13 protein-coding genes are annotated in these 15716 nt (G+C 59.8%); 6 read left to right on the top strand and 7 right to left on the bottom strand.

The window, feature by feature from the left end; translation table 11 throughout:
- Nucleotides 1-64 precede the first annotated feature (64 nt).
- Nucleotides 65-1276 carry a DUF559 domain-containing protein gene (locus AK81_RS09150; RefSeq protein ID WP_043198432.1) on the bottom strand — a complete coding sequence of 404 codons (1212 nt, stop codon included), beginning with the start codon at nt 1274-1276 and terminating at the stop codon, nt 65-67.
- 330 nt (nt 1277-1606) lie between these two features.
- On the opposite strand from AK81_RS09150, the gene AK81_RS09145 reads away from it, so the two are divergent.
- Complete coding sequence (locus tag AK81_RS09145; protein WP_043198430.1) at nt 1607-2227, top strand: tyrosine-type recombinase/integrase; 621 nt, start codon at nt 1607-1609, stop codon at nt 2225-2227.
- Between the two features lie 424 nt (nt 2228-2651).
- Nucleotides 2652-2897: a hypothetical protein gene (locus AK81_RS09140; RefSeq protein WP_033733270.1), complete on the top strand. Its 246-nt coding sequence runs from the start codon at nt 2652-2654 to the stop codon at nt 2895-2897.
- 226 nt (nt 2898-3123) lie between these two features.
- Here AK81_RS09140 and AK81_RS09135 read toward each other — a convergent pair whose 3' ends face one another.
- From AK81_RS09135 to AK81_RS09110, 6 genes are all read right to left on the bottom strand, one after another.
- On the bottom strand, nt 3124-4239 hold the full coding sequence (locus AK81_RS09135) for an HD-GYP domain-containing protein (RefSeq protein WP_028614250.1): 1116 nt from the start codon (nt 4237-4239) through the stop codon (nt 3124-3126).
- Complete coding sequence (locus AK81_RS09130) at nt 4232-8173, bottom strand: response regulator (RefSeq protein WP_028614249.1); 3942 nt, start codon at nt 8171-8173, stop codon at nt 4232-4234. Before AK81_RS09130 ends, AK81_RS09135 begins: the two co-directional genes overlap by 8 nt.
- 305 nt (nt 8174-8478) lie before the next feature.
- Entirely contained in the window at nt 8479-8934 is a 456-nt protein-coding gene (locus AK81_RS09125) for a methyltransferase family protein (protein WP_043198428.1), read from the bottom strand.
- A 94-nt stretch (nt 8935-9028) separates the two neighbouring features.
- A complete protein-coding gene (locus AK81_RS09120; protein ID WP_043198427.1) occupies nt 9029-9736 on the bottom strand; it encodes an anti-sigma factor in 708 nt (235 codons plus the stop codon).
- A complete protein-coding gene (locus AK81_RS09115) occupies nt 9733-10281 on the bottom strand; it encodes a sigma-70 family RNA polymerase sigma factor (RefSeq protein WP_043198425.1) in 549 nt (182 codons plus the stop codon). Before AK81_RS09115 ends, AK81_RS09120 begins: the two co-directional genes overlap by 4 nt.
- A 109-nt stretch (nt 10282-10390) precedes the next feature.
- Nucleotides 10391-10918 (bottom strand): DUF3455 domain-containing protein, encoded by a 528-nt coding sequence (locus tag AK81_RS09110; RefSeq protein ID WP_043198424.1) that lies wholly within the window; start codon nt 10916-10918, stop codon nt 10391-10393.
- A 216-nt stretch (nt 10919-11134) separates the two neighbouring features.
- On the opposite strand from AK81_RS09110, the gene AK81_RS09105 reads away from it, so the two are divergent.
- The 4 genes from AK81_RS09105 (at nt 11135) to AK81_RS09090 (ending at nt 15701) form a co-directional block, all read left to right on the top strand.
- Nucleotides 11135-11536 (top strand): GFA family protein, encoded by a 402-nt coding sequence (locus tag AK81_RS09105; protein ID WP_043198423.1) that lies wholly within the window; start codon nt 11135-11137, stop codon nt 11534-11536.
- Between the two features lie 115 nt (nt 11537-11651).
- On the top strand, nt 11652-12137 hold the full coding sequence (locus AK81_RS09100) for a sigma-70 family RNA polymerase sigma factor (protein WP_043198422.1): 486 nt from the start codon (nt 11652-11654) through the stop codon (nt 12135-12137).
- Complete coding sequence (locus AK81_RS09095; RefSeq protein WP_043198420.1) at nt 12134-13078, top strand: FecR domain-containing protein; 945 nt, start codon at nt 12134-12136, stop codon at nt 13076-13078. The genes AK81_RS09100 and AK81_RS09095 overlap by 4 nt, the downstream gene beginning before the upstream one ends.
- 97 nt (nt 13079-13175) lie before the next feature.
- The gene (locus AK81_RS09090; protein ID WP_043198419.1) at nt 13176-15701 is read left to right on the top strand and encodes a TonB-dependent siderophore receptor; all 2526 of its coding nucleotides are present in this window, start codon (nt 13176-13178) and stop codon (nt 15699-15701) included.
- Nucleotides 15702-15716 lie beyond the last annotated feature (15 nt).

The raw sequence follows: 15716 nt of genomic DNA, 5'->3' as shown, positions 1-15716 counted from the left end.
GTTGCAGGTCGCGAACGACCGTTTTCGACCCAAAGCAGCCCCTCACAGAGGTTAGCGGTATGCGTCAAAGATCATAGTCTGGGTCTGATTCACCATCATCCTCATATGCGCCCGAGTTCTCCGCATTCCCTTTATTCGCTGGATAACTAAGCTGAGCACGATCCTTCAAAATAATCTGTGCCACTCCATCTTTTTGCCCGACCTTTCCCTGCACGCAAATTGTACGGCCTTGAAGACCATGTTTTAGGCTTTCCCGGAATTTTTCGGCATCTTCCCCCCATATGATGACGGTCAATCGTCGTTTGGAGGGAAATGCTTCGCCCAAATTAATGAAGGTTGGCTTTCCGGTCGTGTTCCCGCGGGACACAACCTCAACCACCTTCCCTGCAAATGCCTTAACTTGACCTTCCTGATGCACTGCACCTGACCAGTTAAGGGGATCTTTGCAGGACTGTCCCGACAAACTTTCGCCGGATGGTGTAGATATGGTTGCTAACGTGATGGGTAATGATTCTATTGACGCTGAAGGTACATCGTTGACGCGTGAGTACCCCGCTGGCTCGTTCATTCGGTGGAACATGAAATACATCATGGCCATGATCAGCACCACAAATGCCCAAATGGTCGTTTTCATTAGTTTGGTCTCTCTCTTGAGGTTCGCAACTTCCAGTTGCGCCTGCTCTAATTGGAACAACCGCTTGTGTTCTGATCCAGACAGTCCTTGAGTTGTTGTGGCTGCCGCTACCAGCCCCTGCACCTTCTTCAACTCATTCTGGGCCACGTTGGCCGCGCCCGTTTGTTGTTCCAGTTGAGCGCGCAGCGCGTGCTCCCTGACGATGAGGGATTCCATATAGCTATTTTTGCTACGCTCGCTTCGTAAAAGCAGCGAGATGTGCTCAATGCAGCGTTTAGCCGAATGCTTTACGTCATAGTTCGCAAAGCGAATTACATCCCAACCTTGTGCCACCAGGCTGGCATGGCGTCGTTGCCAATCGACAAACTCCGCATGTGACATGCCGGCCCCGCGACCGGTCTTGTCATAGCCATCGATTTCAATGGCTATGCGTAGCGTTTCACCTTCCTGAATAACGAAATCACAGTAGCGGGTACCGCCTTCCGTATCGGTGAAACAATACTGCGTGTCCACCGAATCTAGATTGATGCCGGGAACATGGGCCAGCACGTTGAAAACAAATAGCTGTTCAAAAGGGCTTTGCAGCCTCGAAGCGTGTTTGCGTAACCAAGGTGCGATGTCAATCGGCTGGTAATCTGTCATTTTCGATTGCAATCATCCAAATTTTGGGCAAGGTAAACCTGCTCCCTGGAACCCATTTATCAATAATATGACTCACGTCATAGCATATTAACACTACGACTATGAACAGTCAGGAAAGTCTTGGTGATCCTTGACTTGCCTTAGGACTAAACGGTGGGGCTTAGCGAGGAGCCAGCTTGAATTCAGCCTCCGACGGCCGAGGCCCATGGTGGAACTCAGGAGCGTCCATATGGATCAGGCGCTACCGAAGAGGCTATGCCTGCCAAGGGTCGGTTAGCGCCTCTGGGTCGGGATGACCATCCTTGTCCTCCCTCACAAGGAGGACAAGCCATGAACGCCATTACGACCAGCAGCCATCAGCCTTGGAATAAAGGAAAATTGGTCGGGCAGAAAGCTCCGCTCCGACTGAAAGATATCTGGGCCATTCGGGTAAGGCTCCAAATCGCGGAGAAAACTCGTGATTTAGCCCTCTTCGATCTGGCCATCGACAGCAAGCTACGAGCCTGCGATCTGACCAAGCTTCTCGTACGCGACGTTGCTCATGGGGAGCACGTGTCATCGCGAGCAATAGTGATGCAGCAGAAAACCCAACGACCCGTGCAGTTTGAAATTACAGAGCAAACGCGGCTGGCCCTAGAGGCCTGGATACATCAAGCCCAGCTCCACAGCGAGGATTGTCTTTTTCCAAGCCGGTTACACGCATCAGTGCATCTCTCCACCCGGCAGTACGCCCGAATCGTCAAAGTGTGGATAAAGTCTATTGGGCTAGATCCAGCTATGTACGGCACCCACACGATGAGACGTACGAAGGCATCGCTGATCTATCGCAGGACAAAGAACCTGAGAGCAGTTCAGCTCCTGCTCGGCCATACAAAGCTTGAAAGCACCGTGCGATACCTGGGCATTGAAGTCGATGACGCATTGGAGATGGCAGAACAGACGGAGGTCTGACAGCGTCCAGCGACGGTCGAGGTATGACCGTCGCGATTCGACCCACAGCTGCCCTTCGCGACGGGCAGAAATCGGCCAATAGCAGTCATTGCTTACCCGATTGTCGCAGCTCGAAAGATTGCCGGGGCTGAACCCAATGCAATTCTGAGCAGCTTGTCCTACCTGGGTGAGATGACGTCCGAGGAATTCGGCAAACCGGATGCCGCGCGCGTCGGCTAGTTCGCGTTACCAATAACGCCGCTTATGTTCAAAAGGCCCCTACACTTGAAGCCAGTGTGGGGGCTTTTTTGTGGGCCGGTGAAAACCAGCCCCCCCTGCGCTTGTAGACCAACCCCCACAGCGGTGGTTTTACGCAGTGACCGCTAATTCGATCAGGAAGCGCCTTCCTGGCGTTATCCCTCACCTCAACAATAATGGTGAAAGAATGAGCGTCGTATTCTCGCGCAATGGTGTCAGCATGCCCGATCTGGTCCGCACCAAACTCGCCAATCACCTGGCACGCCTCGGCCGCCCAGCAGATGTGCCTGCCTTTGCACTGGCCGAAGAGCGCGCAGAAGGTTTTGTGGAGGGGGTGGAAGCCGCACATGCGCTAACCCCCGCTTCGATTGAGGGGTTGTTTATCGCCGTTGAAGACGCCGCCGCACGCCGGCGGCGGGATCTGGCGCCATGAATGGTGAAGCGATCCAGTCAGACACCTTGAGCGCTTTGGTCAGCCAGCACGCGATCCGCGAAACGGTGGTGGGCCGCGTGGCGTGGATAACCACGAACCATAACGGACGTTCAGGCAGATGTGATGCCAAATAATAGATGGAGTTCGCATTGCCTCTAGGGGGCATTTCAAAACCTCAAAAAAATGACCAAAAGCCCTTGGCATTGATTTCACGGCGATGCGTTGATTAGCCATCCTGACCGCGATCAGCAAAACGCACAGCGATAGCCTGGAATTGCTCATGGTTGGCCAGGAAAACCTCGCAAATATCTGGATCGAAATGCGTAGCACATCCCTGGCGGATTATCTCCAGCGCCTGATCGTGTGACATGCCTTTCTTGTATACGCGTCGGCTAATCAACGCGTCATAGACATCCGCCAATGCCATGAGCCTGGCGCTGATGGGGATGTCATCGGCACTCAGCCCATCGGGATAACCGGTACCGTCCCACTTCTCGTGGTGGCTGTAGGCGATCTCCTTGGCCAGGCGCAGAAATCCCACCGAGGTGCCCAACTGCTCTTCGGCATGCCGGATTGCATCGCGTCCCAGTACCGTATGGGTCTTCATCGTCTCGAACTCTTCCGGCGTGAGGCGCCCCGGCTTGAGCAGTATGTCATCGGGTATGCCGATCTTGCCGATGTCATGCAACGGAGCTGACTTAAACAGCAGGCGGATACTTTCCTCATTGAGAAACTGCTGGAACCTCGGATGTTCGCGAAGCAGCTCGGCCAGTAGTCTGACGTAGTGCTGAGTTCGTCGAATGTGGTTACCCGTCTCATTGTCGCGGGTTTCGGCCAGCGAGGTCATGGCCTGAATGGTCACATCCTGGATAGCGATGACCTCGGCGGTGCGGCGCTGGACTTCCTGCTCAAGGTAAGCCTTCTGATCACGCAAAAAGTCGGCGGCCGCCTTGATCTTCAATTGGGTTTCCACCCGTGCCAGCACGATGGGTGGGTTGATCGGCTTGGTGATGTAGTCCACGGCGCCCATCTGCAAACCCAGGATCTCGTCTTCCATTGTCGCCATGGCGGTGATGAAGATGATCGGGATATGAGCGGTGCGCGGATCGCGCTTGAGCTGCTCTGCCACCTCATACCCCGACAGATCAGGCATCATGATGTCGAGCAGAATCAGATCCGGGCGAGGCTCCTGCACCGCTGCCTTCAGCGCGCGCTCACCGCTGATGGCCACCCGCATGCGGTAGATGTCCTTCAGCAGGCCATTGATCAGCGTAATGTTCTCCGGCGTATCATCGACAATGAGGATGATCGGGGGAAGTGGGTAGTTTAGCGTTTCACTCATGATGTTCCCTCCAGCACGGGGTATCGCGGGCCGTCGATGCACGTTTGAGGGTTAGCCGTGCGGCCTCGAAGTCAAAGTTGTTCACCTCATTCATCAACTGCTCGAAACTGTCCTGGCCGAGTGCTCCGCGCAACGAATCCGCATACTGTTCCATATAATCCGGCGCTGCTCCGTCATTGGCCTCCAGCAGGTGGATGAGCGCTATGGCATGCTGTGCACAGTCGACGCTCGATACCACCGCCGGTGCTGCCTGGCCGCTACCCAGCGCTTGACGGATTGCATGCACGGCCAGCGAGAGCGCCTCGATCAATTCATTCACCAATGCGTCCGACTCAGCGTGTGCCCCGATCGCGGTTTCCAGCTTACCGGCCATGGCTTGCAGGCCGCTGAAACCGAGGTTGCCTGCAACGCCTTTCACGGTGTGGGCCATTCGCTCGGCCGTCGCCCGATCACCCGCACGTAGCGCGTTCCTCAGCGCTTGCCCTTCCATAGCCCTGCGGTCGGCAAATTGACCCAGCAGCTTGATGTATAGCTGGCGATTGCCCGCCACTCGCCTCAGTCCGTCGGCGCTATCTAGCCCTGGAATGTCCGGTAGGCGCTCCTCGCCCGATGCGGCGCTGGACGGCTCCACTGCCGCCGACCGAGGTACGACCCAGCGCAGAACCGTGGCGATGAGTGCTTGCGGATCCACGGGCTTGGTCACATGGTCGACCATGCCCGCCTCGATACAGCGCTCCCGGTCCTCGACCCTGGCATGTGCGGTCATAGCAATCACCGGGATCTGTGCGCAGTGAGGCCCGACGCGAATACGCCGGGTCGTCTCGAGACCATCCATCTGCGGCATCTGTACGTCCATCAGCACCGCGTCGTATTGCGCTGCAGCCAACATCGACAGCGCCTCGCAGCCGTTGCCGGCAACTTCCACCAGGGCACCGGCAGCCTCGAGAAGCTCCCTGGCAATCTGTTGGTTGATTTCGTTGTCCTCCGCGACGAGCAGGCGCACTCCGGCGAGCACCTTCGCCTGCGCAATGGGTACGGTTAGCGCCACCACGCCCGTTTGCGGCGCGAATAAGTTGACCAGTACCTCTACCAGCGAGGACTGGTTGACCGGCTTGACCAGGAACGCGCGAATGCCGGCCGCTTGCCCAGCGGCGTGCATTTCGTCATGCCCAAATGCACTGACCATGATGGCGTACAGTGCAGGCTGCAGGCCAAGCGCCCGGCGCGTCGTCTCGATGCCATCCATCTCTGGCATTTGCCAATCCACCAATAGCACCCGGAACGGGTCGTCGGCCGCAGCACCGCGAAGGCTCTCCAGAGCAGCCTCGCCTGACGCCACCGCGACCGGCGAAAGCCCCGCTACGAGAAGCATGTCGGAAAGGATCTGGCGCGCGTCGGCATTGTCATCGACGACCAGGACGCGCGCTCCGGCGAGCTCCGCAGGGACAATCTGGCGCTGCGTACGCATGTGCTGGTCAAGACCAAGCCAGACACTGAAAGAGAACGTGCTGCCGTTGCCCGGTTCTGAGTCAACCGCGATCGTTCCGCCCATCAACTCGACGATGCGCTTCGAGATGGCAAGGCCCAGGCCGGTACCACCGAATTGTCGCGTGGTGGAGCTATCGGCTTGGGCAAAGGCCTCAAAGAGTCGCCCGGTTTGCTCGGGAGTCATGCCGATACCGGTATCGCGGACACGAACCTGCAGTTGAACTTTGTCGCCGGTGCGGCCCAGGTTGCGAACCACGACCGTAACCTGCCCCTGTTCGGTGAATTTCACTGCGTTGCCTACCAGGTTCAGGATGACCTGGCCCAGACGCAGCGGATCTCCAAGCAGCGTCTCGGGAACGTCCGACGCCCGGTCGAACAGCAGCTCAATGGCCTTGTCGTAGGCCTTTTGCGCAATCAGCGAGGACACGTTGTCTAGCACTGCGTCTATCTCAAATGGCACTACCTCGACGCTAAGCTTGCCGGCCTCGATCTTGGAGAAGTCGAGGATGTCGTTGATGATGCCAAGCAGCGAAGTGCCCGCGTTGTGGATTTTCGAGACATAATCGCGCTGCCGCTGGTCCAGCGAAGTCTTCAGCGCAAGGTAAGACATGCCGATGATCGCATTCATGGGCGTGCGGATTTCGTGACTCATGTTTGCAAGGAAGTCGCTTTTTGCCCGCGTCGCCTCTTCAGCAATCTCCTTCGCCCGCTGCTGCGCGTGCTCTGCTGCCTTGCGCTCGGTGATGTCCTGCAGCCAGCCGAGCAGCCCTTGCTCCCCCTGGATCTGGATTGGCAGGTAGGTGACAAGTATGGTGCGTTCGCGCCCCTGCCGGTCACGCATCGGTACTTCTTGGTCCTTTGCGATGCCGTCGTCCGTGAGGCGTTCGACGATGGCTTCGCGATCATGCTCATTCGCGTAAATCTGCGAAGCAGCGTCACCGACGCCTACGCCGAACGTTTCACAGAAGCGGGGGTTGGCGAAGCGGATCACGCCCTGGGTAGAAAAGGCTATGTTGATTGGACTCGTATCGAGGATTGCCTGCAGCCGCGCGCGTTCTTCGCTAAGCGCCACTGCTGCCGCATGATGATCCGTGACATCGCGCACCCAACTGGCGACCAGGGTCTCACCGTGGATTGTCACGAATGATGCACCGACCAGAACCCAGAGAATTGATCCATTTTTGTGCAGCAGGCGGGTCTCGAAGTTTTCGACCTTGCCATTTCGTGTCAGCAGTTCGAGGAAGCGCTCGCGCTCCTCAGGGTCGACATACAGGCTCGTGGCGTTGCGCCCGAGCAGGTCCTCGCTGACATAACCGGTCGCCTGTGAAAAGCGTTGGCTTACTTCCCTGACAGCTCCGTTCCGATCTGCCAGCACCAGGCTGGCGGGGCTGGTATCCATGAGCGCGCGGGTGAAAGCCTCGCGCTCGGCTAGCTCTGCGGCAACGCGCTTGCGCTCGTCTACTTCCCGGTTGAGGCGTCGGTTCCAGGCCAGCATGGCGCCGAGCAACAGCAGGACCGCGACCAAGCTCGGGATCGCCCATCTCATTACGGTTTTAATATCGAGGCCGTCCTCGTTGAGGGACTCCTCGAACAGCCGGTATTCCATGAGCGATACGCGATAGTACCGCCGCCAGCTCGCATCGAGCGGCGAATCAATGCGATTGCTGGACTGGAAGAACTGCTCCAGCGCTCGTGCGAGATCCGGCGCGTTGCGCGCAACACCCCACCCAACGCTGGTCGCTTCGCTGACCGGAAACGCAATGGAGAGACGTTCGGGATCTTCACGGGCCCAGCGCAGCGCGCTTTCACTACCCAACACCGTGAAATCCACCTTCGCATCGGCTACCAGTTTCACAGCCTGCTCGGTTGGCGCATAGACGATTCTGACCGGCTGACTGGATAGAGGACCGCGGTTGGCTTCATCGATCCACTGCTCGTAGCCCGTACCCTTCTGCACTGCCGCCGTCAGACCGAGCAGATCAGACACCTCGTTGCCAAGGGACTGGTTGGAGCGATGGGCGATGACCAGGTTGCGTACCCGGTAATAGGGCACGAGCAACATCTTCGTTTCGCGCCAAGGGACGATCTGCAAGTCATTTGGATAAAGATCGCAGCGGCCGTCGGCGAGTAGCTTCGGGTCGTAGCTTGCCTCGCGTACGGTCTCGCCCCGATCGTCGTGAAACTGCGCATCGAAACTCGGCAGTTCCGTTACCTGTGGGCGTAAACCGAGTGACCGCGCGAACGCCTCCGCGTTAGTCCGGTAGAAGGAAGCGCTTGAGCCAGCCACGCATATGCGCAGGACGCCGCTTTCCCGAATCTGGGACAGCGTACGTGCTTCCACGCATGGCATGCCCAACACCAACAAGCCTCCCAGTGCAAGCAACGCTCCCAAGCGCGGCTCTGTTTTCAAAATGCTCCTGCTGGTAGGTAATTGCTCACGATCCAACTCGACATATCCTTGTGAACGCCCTTGCAAGAGCTTGTCCGCCGTTCTGCACTGGTATTATAGGTTTTGGAGTGTAGGCATACGCTGCAGCAAGCGCCAGCAACAAAAACTGGGCCAGCTAGCAACCTCCCACTGCTACTCACCGTTCGGAAAGTGAGTTTCCGGACGCTTACTTAATACTCGCACACCTAAGTTTCTCCAATGTCCGCTATGGGTCGAAAGCGGCCACTCACGTTCGGAAACCAAACAACCCATAACTGCGGGAGCCGGGTGGCAAAGCTCGGCAGATGGCAGACGTTTCGTTTCTAGAGCCAACGCCTGACCTGTTCGCGGTATCGCGTGAACTCGCCCCCGAAAAGGCTGGCAAGGGCCCGCTCCTCCGGCCCGATCTGGAAGCGGTTCATGTAGATCACGAAGCCCAACACGCCCAGCAGTGCTGGCGGCCAGGCGAGAAAGATCGACCAGGCTATCAGCACTGTGGCGAAGCCTAAGTACATGGGGTTGCGTGTGTACCTGTAAACGCCCGAGCGGACCAGGGCCGAAGCCGTTTCAGGCTTCAGCGGGTTGACCGTGGTACGTGCGTGACGGAAGGAAAGCACGCCGGCCAGGCAAACCGCTACGCCTGCCAGCAATACCACCAGCGCCAGGCCAATGCGCCATTCGATAGTCAGCTCCAGCGTTCCCGGCAAGTGTCGAGCAGCGAACCACGCCAATAGGCCGAACAGGGTAGCGACCAGCGGCGGAGGAATACGGTTGTCCATGATGAATGCCTGGTAGAAGGAAACTGGCTACGAGCGTGAGGGTTGTAGCCACTTCAGGGTCAAGCCGCTTGTGCACGTTAGAAACCACGGGGGCTCATATTACTTTCACCGCACGGCCAATGAACTTCACCGGGCCCGTTGGCGCACCGGTCGGGGAGCCGCCCGCTTTCTCGAGGGTCAGCTCGAACAGCTGATTAGGCTCAAGTTCAGGCAAGCGCCTCAGCGGCACGCGGTACTGTTCGCCCGGTTTGACCAGCCCCAGCGAAACAGGTGCCCGCCACTGCTCGCCCTTGGTCCAGAACTGCAAGGTCATGCCTTCGGGCACATCGTCCACGCCAAGCGGGATCAGTTCGATCATGCTCGCATCGTTGGCTTGCACTACCCACCCCGGGGCCTGGCCCGACGGGGCTACAAGCACCACCATATAGGTGGTCACAGGCGGTGCCTTGGTCAACAACGCCAAGGCCAGCAGCAAGCTCGCGGCAAGCCCCGCAGCGCTCAAGCCCTGCCAAAGTCCAAGCCGCTGCCACCAGCCAGCGCGTGGATGCCAAGTCGGTTGAGCCTCTTCAAGGCTGCGCTCGATCCGGCCCCACAAGCGGTGGCTTGGCGTGATGGGTTCAGCCTGCGTGGTCAGTTCGAGCAGGCGGGCCTCCCAGGCATCCACTGCGGCGCGTACGGCCGGCTCCGTTTTCAACCGGTCCTGCATGGCAGCACGCTGCTCGCCACTCAAGGTACCCAGCACATACTCGGCTGCAAGGTCGTCCAGGTCCTCGGCGCTGTCATCACCTGGGGTACGCTTCATGTCATGCACTCCCGCAGGGCCTTCAGGCTTCGCTTGATCCATGCCTTCACGGTGCCTAGCGGCGCACCCAGCAGGGTTGCGATTTCGGCATTGCTGCAACCGTCCACATACGCATGCAGGATGCAACGCTGTGGAGCGGGTTGCAGTTGCTCAAGGCAGCGATAGATTTTCGCCGAGCCTGACCACAGTTGCAGGTCGTCCAGCTCCGGGGCCAGGGTTACAGCCGCGATCATGCCAGGCTCGTCCAGGTCGGTTTCCCAGCGGCCGTCACGCACGAAGTTCAGCGCCAGGTGACGGGTGATGCTGTAGACCCAACCGCGTGCTGAACCGCGCGATGTGTCATAGCTGGCGGCACGTGTCCAGATACGCACAAAGGCATCGTGAACGATGTCCTCCGCGCTCGCCTGGTCGCGCACGATGCGCCGTGCGACGCCCAGCAAACGTGCCCCCTCATGCTCATAGAGCGCCTGCAAGGCGTGGCGGTCTCCTTGGGCACAAGCGGCAATACAGCCCTCGAAATCAAATGGAACAACGGGCGAATTCAAAATGGGGTCGTTCCTTCATCATGAAACCTGGACGGTGCCCTGGCTCACCGGCCTGGGGCACGTCCAGCAGCGTAGATGATCAATCGCGGGCGTGCTGCTCAAGCCCTCGTCATTTGGCTGACCAGAACACGTAGTCGGCCTGGTACTTGACTATCTGCTGCGCGCCTTTGCTCTGCGCCGTGCAGTCCATGGCAGGTGCTACGCCACCGCGCGTCGCCAGGCGCTGGATGTAGCTGACCCCTTGCATCGCGCCTTTGCCCTCGGCAGGGTTGGCCTTGACCAGTTGATACGGGATATCGCCTTTGGCCGCCGGGGCGACGGCAAGCTGGGTGCCAGTCACTTTCGAGCCGTCCTTGGCCTGCCAGGTGGCCGGAGGACCAAAATAGTCACCTACAGGTTTGCCGCTGCGATCATTGAGCACCGCCTTGGGGCCGACGAAAGTCCACTCCGTCTGGCCTGGCGCATTGGCCTTGTCGCGGCATTCGTAGGTGATCTCACCGACACCGACGGTTTCCAGCATGATGGCATGGCCGTCGGGAACCTTGACTGCCTCCGGGACGCCCGACTGGGCATGGGCGGGTGCAGACGCGAGTACCAGGCAGGCGGCGAGCAGGGAGAAAGCGGGCTTGATGATCATGAGGCGAACTCCTTGAGGGTCGTGGGTCAGGCAATCATCGACTGCCTGATAAGAACTACCCATCGGGTGCCGTTCTGGATGCACCGCCCCAAAAATAAATTTGCATGCCCGTAATCGACACCGTGCTGACGCCGAAGCAGGTGTGCCGGCTTGCGACGGTCGACTGATCAGGCCGGGGCGGTTACGCTGGCGTTTTCCACCTGCACGGAAGCGCCAGTGAAAGAGGCATACCAAGGAAGCTGCTTGTGCGCAGCGGTCAGTTACCTGCTGCTTACCCCGCCAAAAGCTGTGAGCCACTGCCATTGCAGCCAGTGCCGCAAAGGCCACGGGGCAGCTTTCGCGTCCTACGGCAGCGTTCAGCGCAGCATGCTGCGCATCCTTCGCGGCGCCACCAGTATCAAGGCCTATGCGTCTTCGCCGATGGTAGCGCGGGAGTTCTGCGTGGAGTGCGGCTCGACCTTGTTCTGGTCACGCTCCCAAGGTGAGTTTTCCGACTGGGTTTCGATAGCGCTGGGCACGCTTGATACTCCCTTCCTGCCCAAGCAGCAGAAACACCTTCACCTCGATTCTGCTGCCCCGTGGTACGCGCCCTGCAGCGCAGTGCCTCAACCCGACTGACATTGCAAAGCATCCTGATACCCCTATAATTGCGATCAATTCTTATCCGCACTTTATAATCAGGAAGATCCAGGTGCCCTACCCCCAGCCGCCCGCATCAGCCCGGCATGATGAGATGCACGCCCTGTACCGCGACCACAGCCAATGGCTGCAAGGCTGGATTCGCAGGCGCTTGGGTAATGCAGACCGGGCGGCCGATATTACCCAGGACACCTTCTTGCGCCTGATCAGCAGCGCGCTACGCCAGCCATTGGCAGAGCCTCGCAGCTTTCTGGCCACCGTGGCACGGCGGGTGATGATCGACCAACTGCGCCGACGCAACCTTGAGCAGGCCTACCTGGAGTTCCTCGCCAGCCAGCCGGTACTCGAAGAGTGCTCGCCCGAACAACGCCTGCTGATGCTGGAAACCCTGATGCAACTGAACGCCATGCTCGACGGGCTGGGCCACAAAGTGCGCGATACCTTCCTGTACGTGCAACTCGATGGCCTGACCTACCCAGAGGTCGCACAGCGCCTCGGTGTGTCGGTCAGTTCGGTGACGAAGTACATGGCCAAAGCCACCGAACGTTGCCTGCTGTTCGCTTTCGATGCGCAACTGTGAGCCCCGCCGACCAGCGCCAGGCCCTGCGCGACGCGGCACACTGGCATGCGCGCTTTCTGGCAGCACCTGATTGCGCGGAAAACCGGGCACAGTGGCAAGCCTGGCTCGATCAGACTCCTTTGCACGGTTGGGCTTGGGGGCGCCTGGAGCAGTTGCAAGCAGGCCTTGCCGGCGTGCATGGCCCGCTGGCACGGCACACCCTTGCCGCAGGGCAGATCGGGACGGGACGGCGTACGGTGCTCAAGACGCTGGTGCTCGGTGTGGGGCTGGCCGGGGTAGCCTGGACAGGCTATCGCAACACCCCCATCTGGTTGGCCGATGTGCGTACCGCGACCGGCGAACGCCGCAGCCTGACCCTGCAGGACGGCACGCGGCTGACGCTCAATACAGCCTCTGTGGTCGATATCCGCTACAGCACAGAGCAACGCCTGATCGTGCTGGTGGAAGGCGAAATCGCCGTACACACCGCCGCTGACTCTCGCCCGCTGCGCGTGCGCACGGTGCATGGCGACATGCGCGCCCTGGGCACTGATTTCACCGTGCGCCTGCATGGCGACTGCACCGAGCTGTCCGTTATCGAACACGCCGTTGCGGTGCACAACGCCGCGAGCGCCCATGAGGTGCGGGTTGAGGCAGGCATGGCCCTGGCCTTCGACAACGGTCCGTTGCCCGAACCACGCCCAGCCGACCTGGCTCGCACGGCTTGGCGCGATGGTCAGTTGGTGCTCGACGGCTGGCCGCTGCGCCGCGCCTTGGCCGAACTGCAGCGCTACCGCCCCGGCGTGCTGAGTTGCAGTGACGACGTGGCCGGGCTGCGCCTGGCTGGGGTGTATCCACTGGACGACACCGACCGCGCCCTGGTGGCGATTGCCGAGGCGCTGCAACTGAAGATCAGCACCTGGACGCGCTACTGGGTCAGGCTGATGCCTGCCCCGTCGTAATGTCAGGTGAAAATATTTCTCAACCGCATTGTCGGATTGGCCTCTCTCGTTCGAGCTCTCCTGCAAACCGCCAAAACAGGCATTTGAAGGAGCTGTCATGCCTAGAACAACAAGCTGCCCATACCCACGCCGAAAACACCTCACGTCCCTAATGCTTGGCGGCGCCCTCGCGCTGCATGCCGGGCTGCTGGCCCCGCTGCTGTCGACGGGCGCCCAAGCCCATGCCGAGCAGGCCAGCCGCGTCTACGACATCGCCCCCGGGCCGCTGGTGACGACCTTGAACCGCTTCGCCCGCGAGGCCGGCGTACTGCTGTCGTTCGATGCGGCCCTGACCCAAGGTCGGCTGAGCAGCGGGCTGCACGGTGGCTACAGTATCGAACAGGGGTTTGCCCAACTGCTGGCCGGCACCGGGCTACAAGCTTTGCTGGTGGGCAACAACTATGTGCTGGTGAGCCAGGTTGATGCAGGTTCGGCACTGCAACTGGGCGCAACCAGCATCACGGGTGAAGGTTTGGGCCTGACCACCGAGGGAAGCGGCTCCTACACCACCGGCGAAACCGCCGCCGCCACACGCCTGAACCTGAGCTTGCGCAAAACCCCGCAGTCGATCAGCGTGGTCACCCGCCAGCAGATGGACGACCAGAACCTGCAGAGTGTTTCCGAAGTCCTGAAGCAAACGCCCGGTGTCACGGTCAACCAGGAAAGCTCCGAAGCCTTTACCTTCTATTCGCGCGGTTTCAAGCTGGATAACTATCAGTTCGATGGCGTGCCCAGCCTGTCTTCCGACGGCGGCTCATTGCGCGACAACTACAGCATCGGCAACAGCCTGGTCTATGACCGGGTCGAAGTGCTCAAGGGCGCAACCGGCCTGGTCAACGGCGCCGGCAACCCCTCGGGGGTCATCAACCTGGTGCGCAAGCGGCCCACTGCCGAACTGCAGGGCCATATCGGCGCCGGCGCCGGGTCCTGGGACAAATACCAGGCCGACTTCGACCTTGCCGGCCCGTTGACCGACAGCGGTAATGTCCGTGGCCGCATGGTGGCTGGCACACAATCCCAGCACAGTTACGTCGAGTACCTGACCGGCGAGCAGAACACCTTCTACGGCGTGCTGGAAGCCGACCTCAGCGAGAACACCCTGTTCACGCTTGGCTACGACGTGCAGAAAAACTACGACAACGGCAGCACCACAGGTGCACTGCCCGCGTTCTTTCTCGATGGCCGTACGGTGAAGTTCGACCGTGACACCAACGCCGCCGACCGCTGGACCTGGCGCAACCAGGAAACCCAGCGTGCCTTTGCAGAGCTTGCCCATACCTTCGATAACGACTGGGTACTCAAAGGCGTAGCCAGCAGCCGTGATTACCGCTCGCGCGAGCTGATATCGGGCATCAGCAGCGAGGCCATCCAGGCAGACGGCAGCATTTCCCATGGCTTTATCGGCGGCAACATCGACCCGGAAACCGGCGCCGTGAACAACAACGGCACCGCGAGCAAGTTCAACACCACCAGCAAGGAAAAAGGCCTGGACCTGTATGCTCGCGGCCCGTTCTCGCTGGGCGGACGCGTGCATGAAGCCGTGTTCGGCTACAGCATCGCCCACACCGAATCCACCTCCAAGCGTCATGATGGCGTGACCAATGGCGTCATCGACGACGTATTCCAGTGGGACGGCTACGGCGATACCCCGACCAACTTCGAATGGTGGTCCACCTTCGATATCAACGCACGCCAGAGGGTCGGTTTCGCGGCAACCATCCTCAAACCTACCGACGCGTTGGCAGTCATCCTGGGGGCACGGATCGTCGACTACAAATGGGACATCGACACGATCAACGCCATCGGTCGCCGCCTCCCGGCCAGCGCCACCAACTCCAGCGAAATCGTGCCTTATGCGGGCATCACCTACGACCTGGACCGCTACCACACGGTGTATGCCAGTTACACCGACGTGTTCAAGCCGCAAGCCTATAGCCTCGGTACGGACGGTAAACCCATCGACCCGCTCACCGGCGCCAGCTATGAGATCGGGATCAAAGGCGCCTACTTCGAAAACCGCCTGAATGCCAGCCTGGCCCTGTTCGAGCTGAAGCAGGACAACTTCGCGGTGCTGACCGGCGGCACCACGCCAAGTGGCGGCGGCGCCTACCGGGCGGCGCAAGGCGTCACCACGCGCGGCGTCGAGCTGGAAATGAACGGCGAACTGATGAAGGACCTGCAAGTGATGGCGGGCTACACCTTCGCCGAATCCCACGATGCTGATGACCAGCGCGTGGCGACCAACCAACCGCAACATCTGCTCAAGCTGGCGACCAACTACCGCCTGCAGGGCGAATGGCGCAAGTTCACCGTGGGCGGCAATGCGTATTGGCAGAGTTCGACCTTCTTCAAGCCCAGCGATGAGGACTGGTACGCGATCGACGACCCAGCTGCCAAGTTCGAACAGAAGTCTTACGCACTGGTCGGGCTGGTCGGCGGCTATGACTTCACCCGCAACCTGAAGGCTACCGTCAACGTCAACAACCTGTTCGACAAGCATTACTACAGTGGCATTGGCAACTACGGCACGGTTTTCTGGGGGGCGCCGCGTAACCTGATGGTCAATGTGAAGTACAGCTTCTAGGGTATTCCCAAGCAC

Source organism: Pseudomonas putida W15Oct28, from assembly GCF_000708715.2.
Classification (GTDB): Bacteria; Pseudomonadota; Gammaproteobacteria; order Pseudomonadales; family Pseudomonadaceae; genus Aquipseudomonas; species Aquipseudomonas putida_R.
This window is presented reverse-complemented; position numbering and strand designations above follow the sequence as displayed.

What these genes read in the sequence shown, in the direction of transcription:
- AK81_RS09150 (WP_043198432.1), bottom strand. Translation starts at nt 1,276, where the DNA reads ATGACAGATTACCAGCCGATTGACATCGCACCTTGGTTACGCAAACAC.
- AK81_RS09145 (WP_043198430.1), top strand. Translation starts at nt 1,607, where the DNA reads ATGAACGCCATTACGACCAGCAGCCATCAGCCTTGGAATAAAGGAAAA.
- AK81_RS09140 (WP_033733270.1), top strand. Translation starts at nt 2,652, where the DNA reads ATGAGCGTCGTATTCTCGCGCAATGGTGTCAGCATGCCCGATCTGGTC.
- AK81_RS09135 (WP_028614250.1), bottom strand. Translation starts at nt 4,239, where the DNA reads ATGAGTGAAACGCTAAACTACCCACTTCCCCCGATCATCCTCATTGTC.
- AK81_RS09125 (WP_043198428.1), bottom strand. Translation starts at nt 8,934, where the DNA reads ATGGACAACCGTATTCCTCCGCCGCTGGTCGCTACCCTGTTCGGCCTA.
- AK81_RS09120 (WP_043198427.1), bottom strand. Translation starts at nt 9,736, where the DNA reads ATGAAGCGTACCCCAGGTGATGACAGCGCCGAGGACCTGGACGACCTT.
- AK81_RS09110 (WP_043198424.1), bottom strand. Translation starts at nt 10,918, where the DNA reads ATGATCATCAAGCCCGCTTTCTCCCTGCTCGCCGCCTGCCTGGTACTC.
- AK81_RS09100 (WP_043198422.1), top strand. Translation starts at nt 11,652, where the DNA reads ATGCACGCCCTGTACCGCGACCACAGCCAATGGCTGCAAGGCTGGATT.
- AK81_RS09090 (WP_043198419.1), top strand. Translation starts at nt 13,176, where the DNA reads ATGCCTAGAACAACAAGCTGCCCATACCCACGCCGAAAACACCTCACG.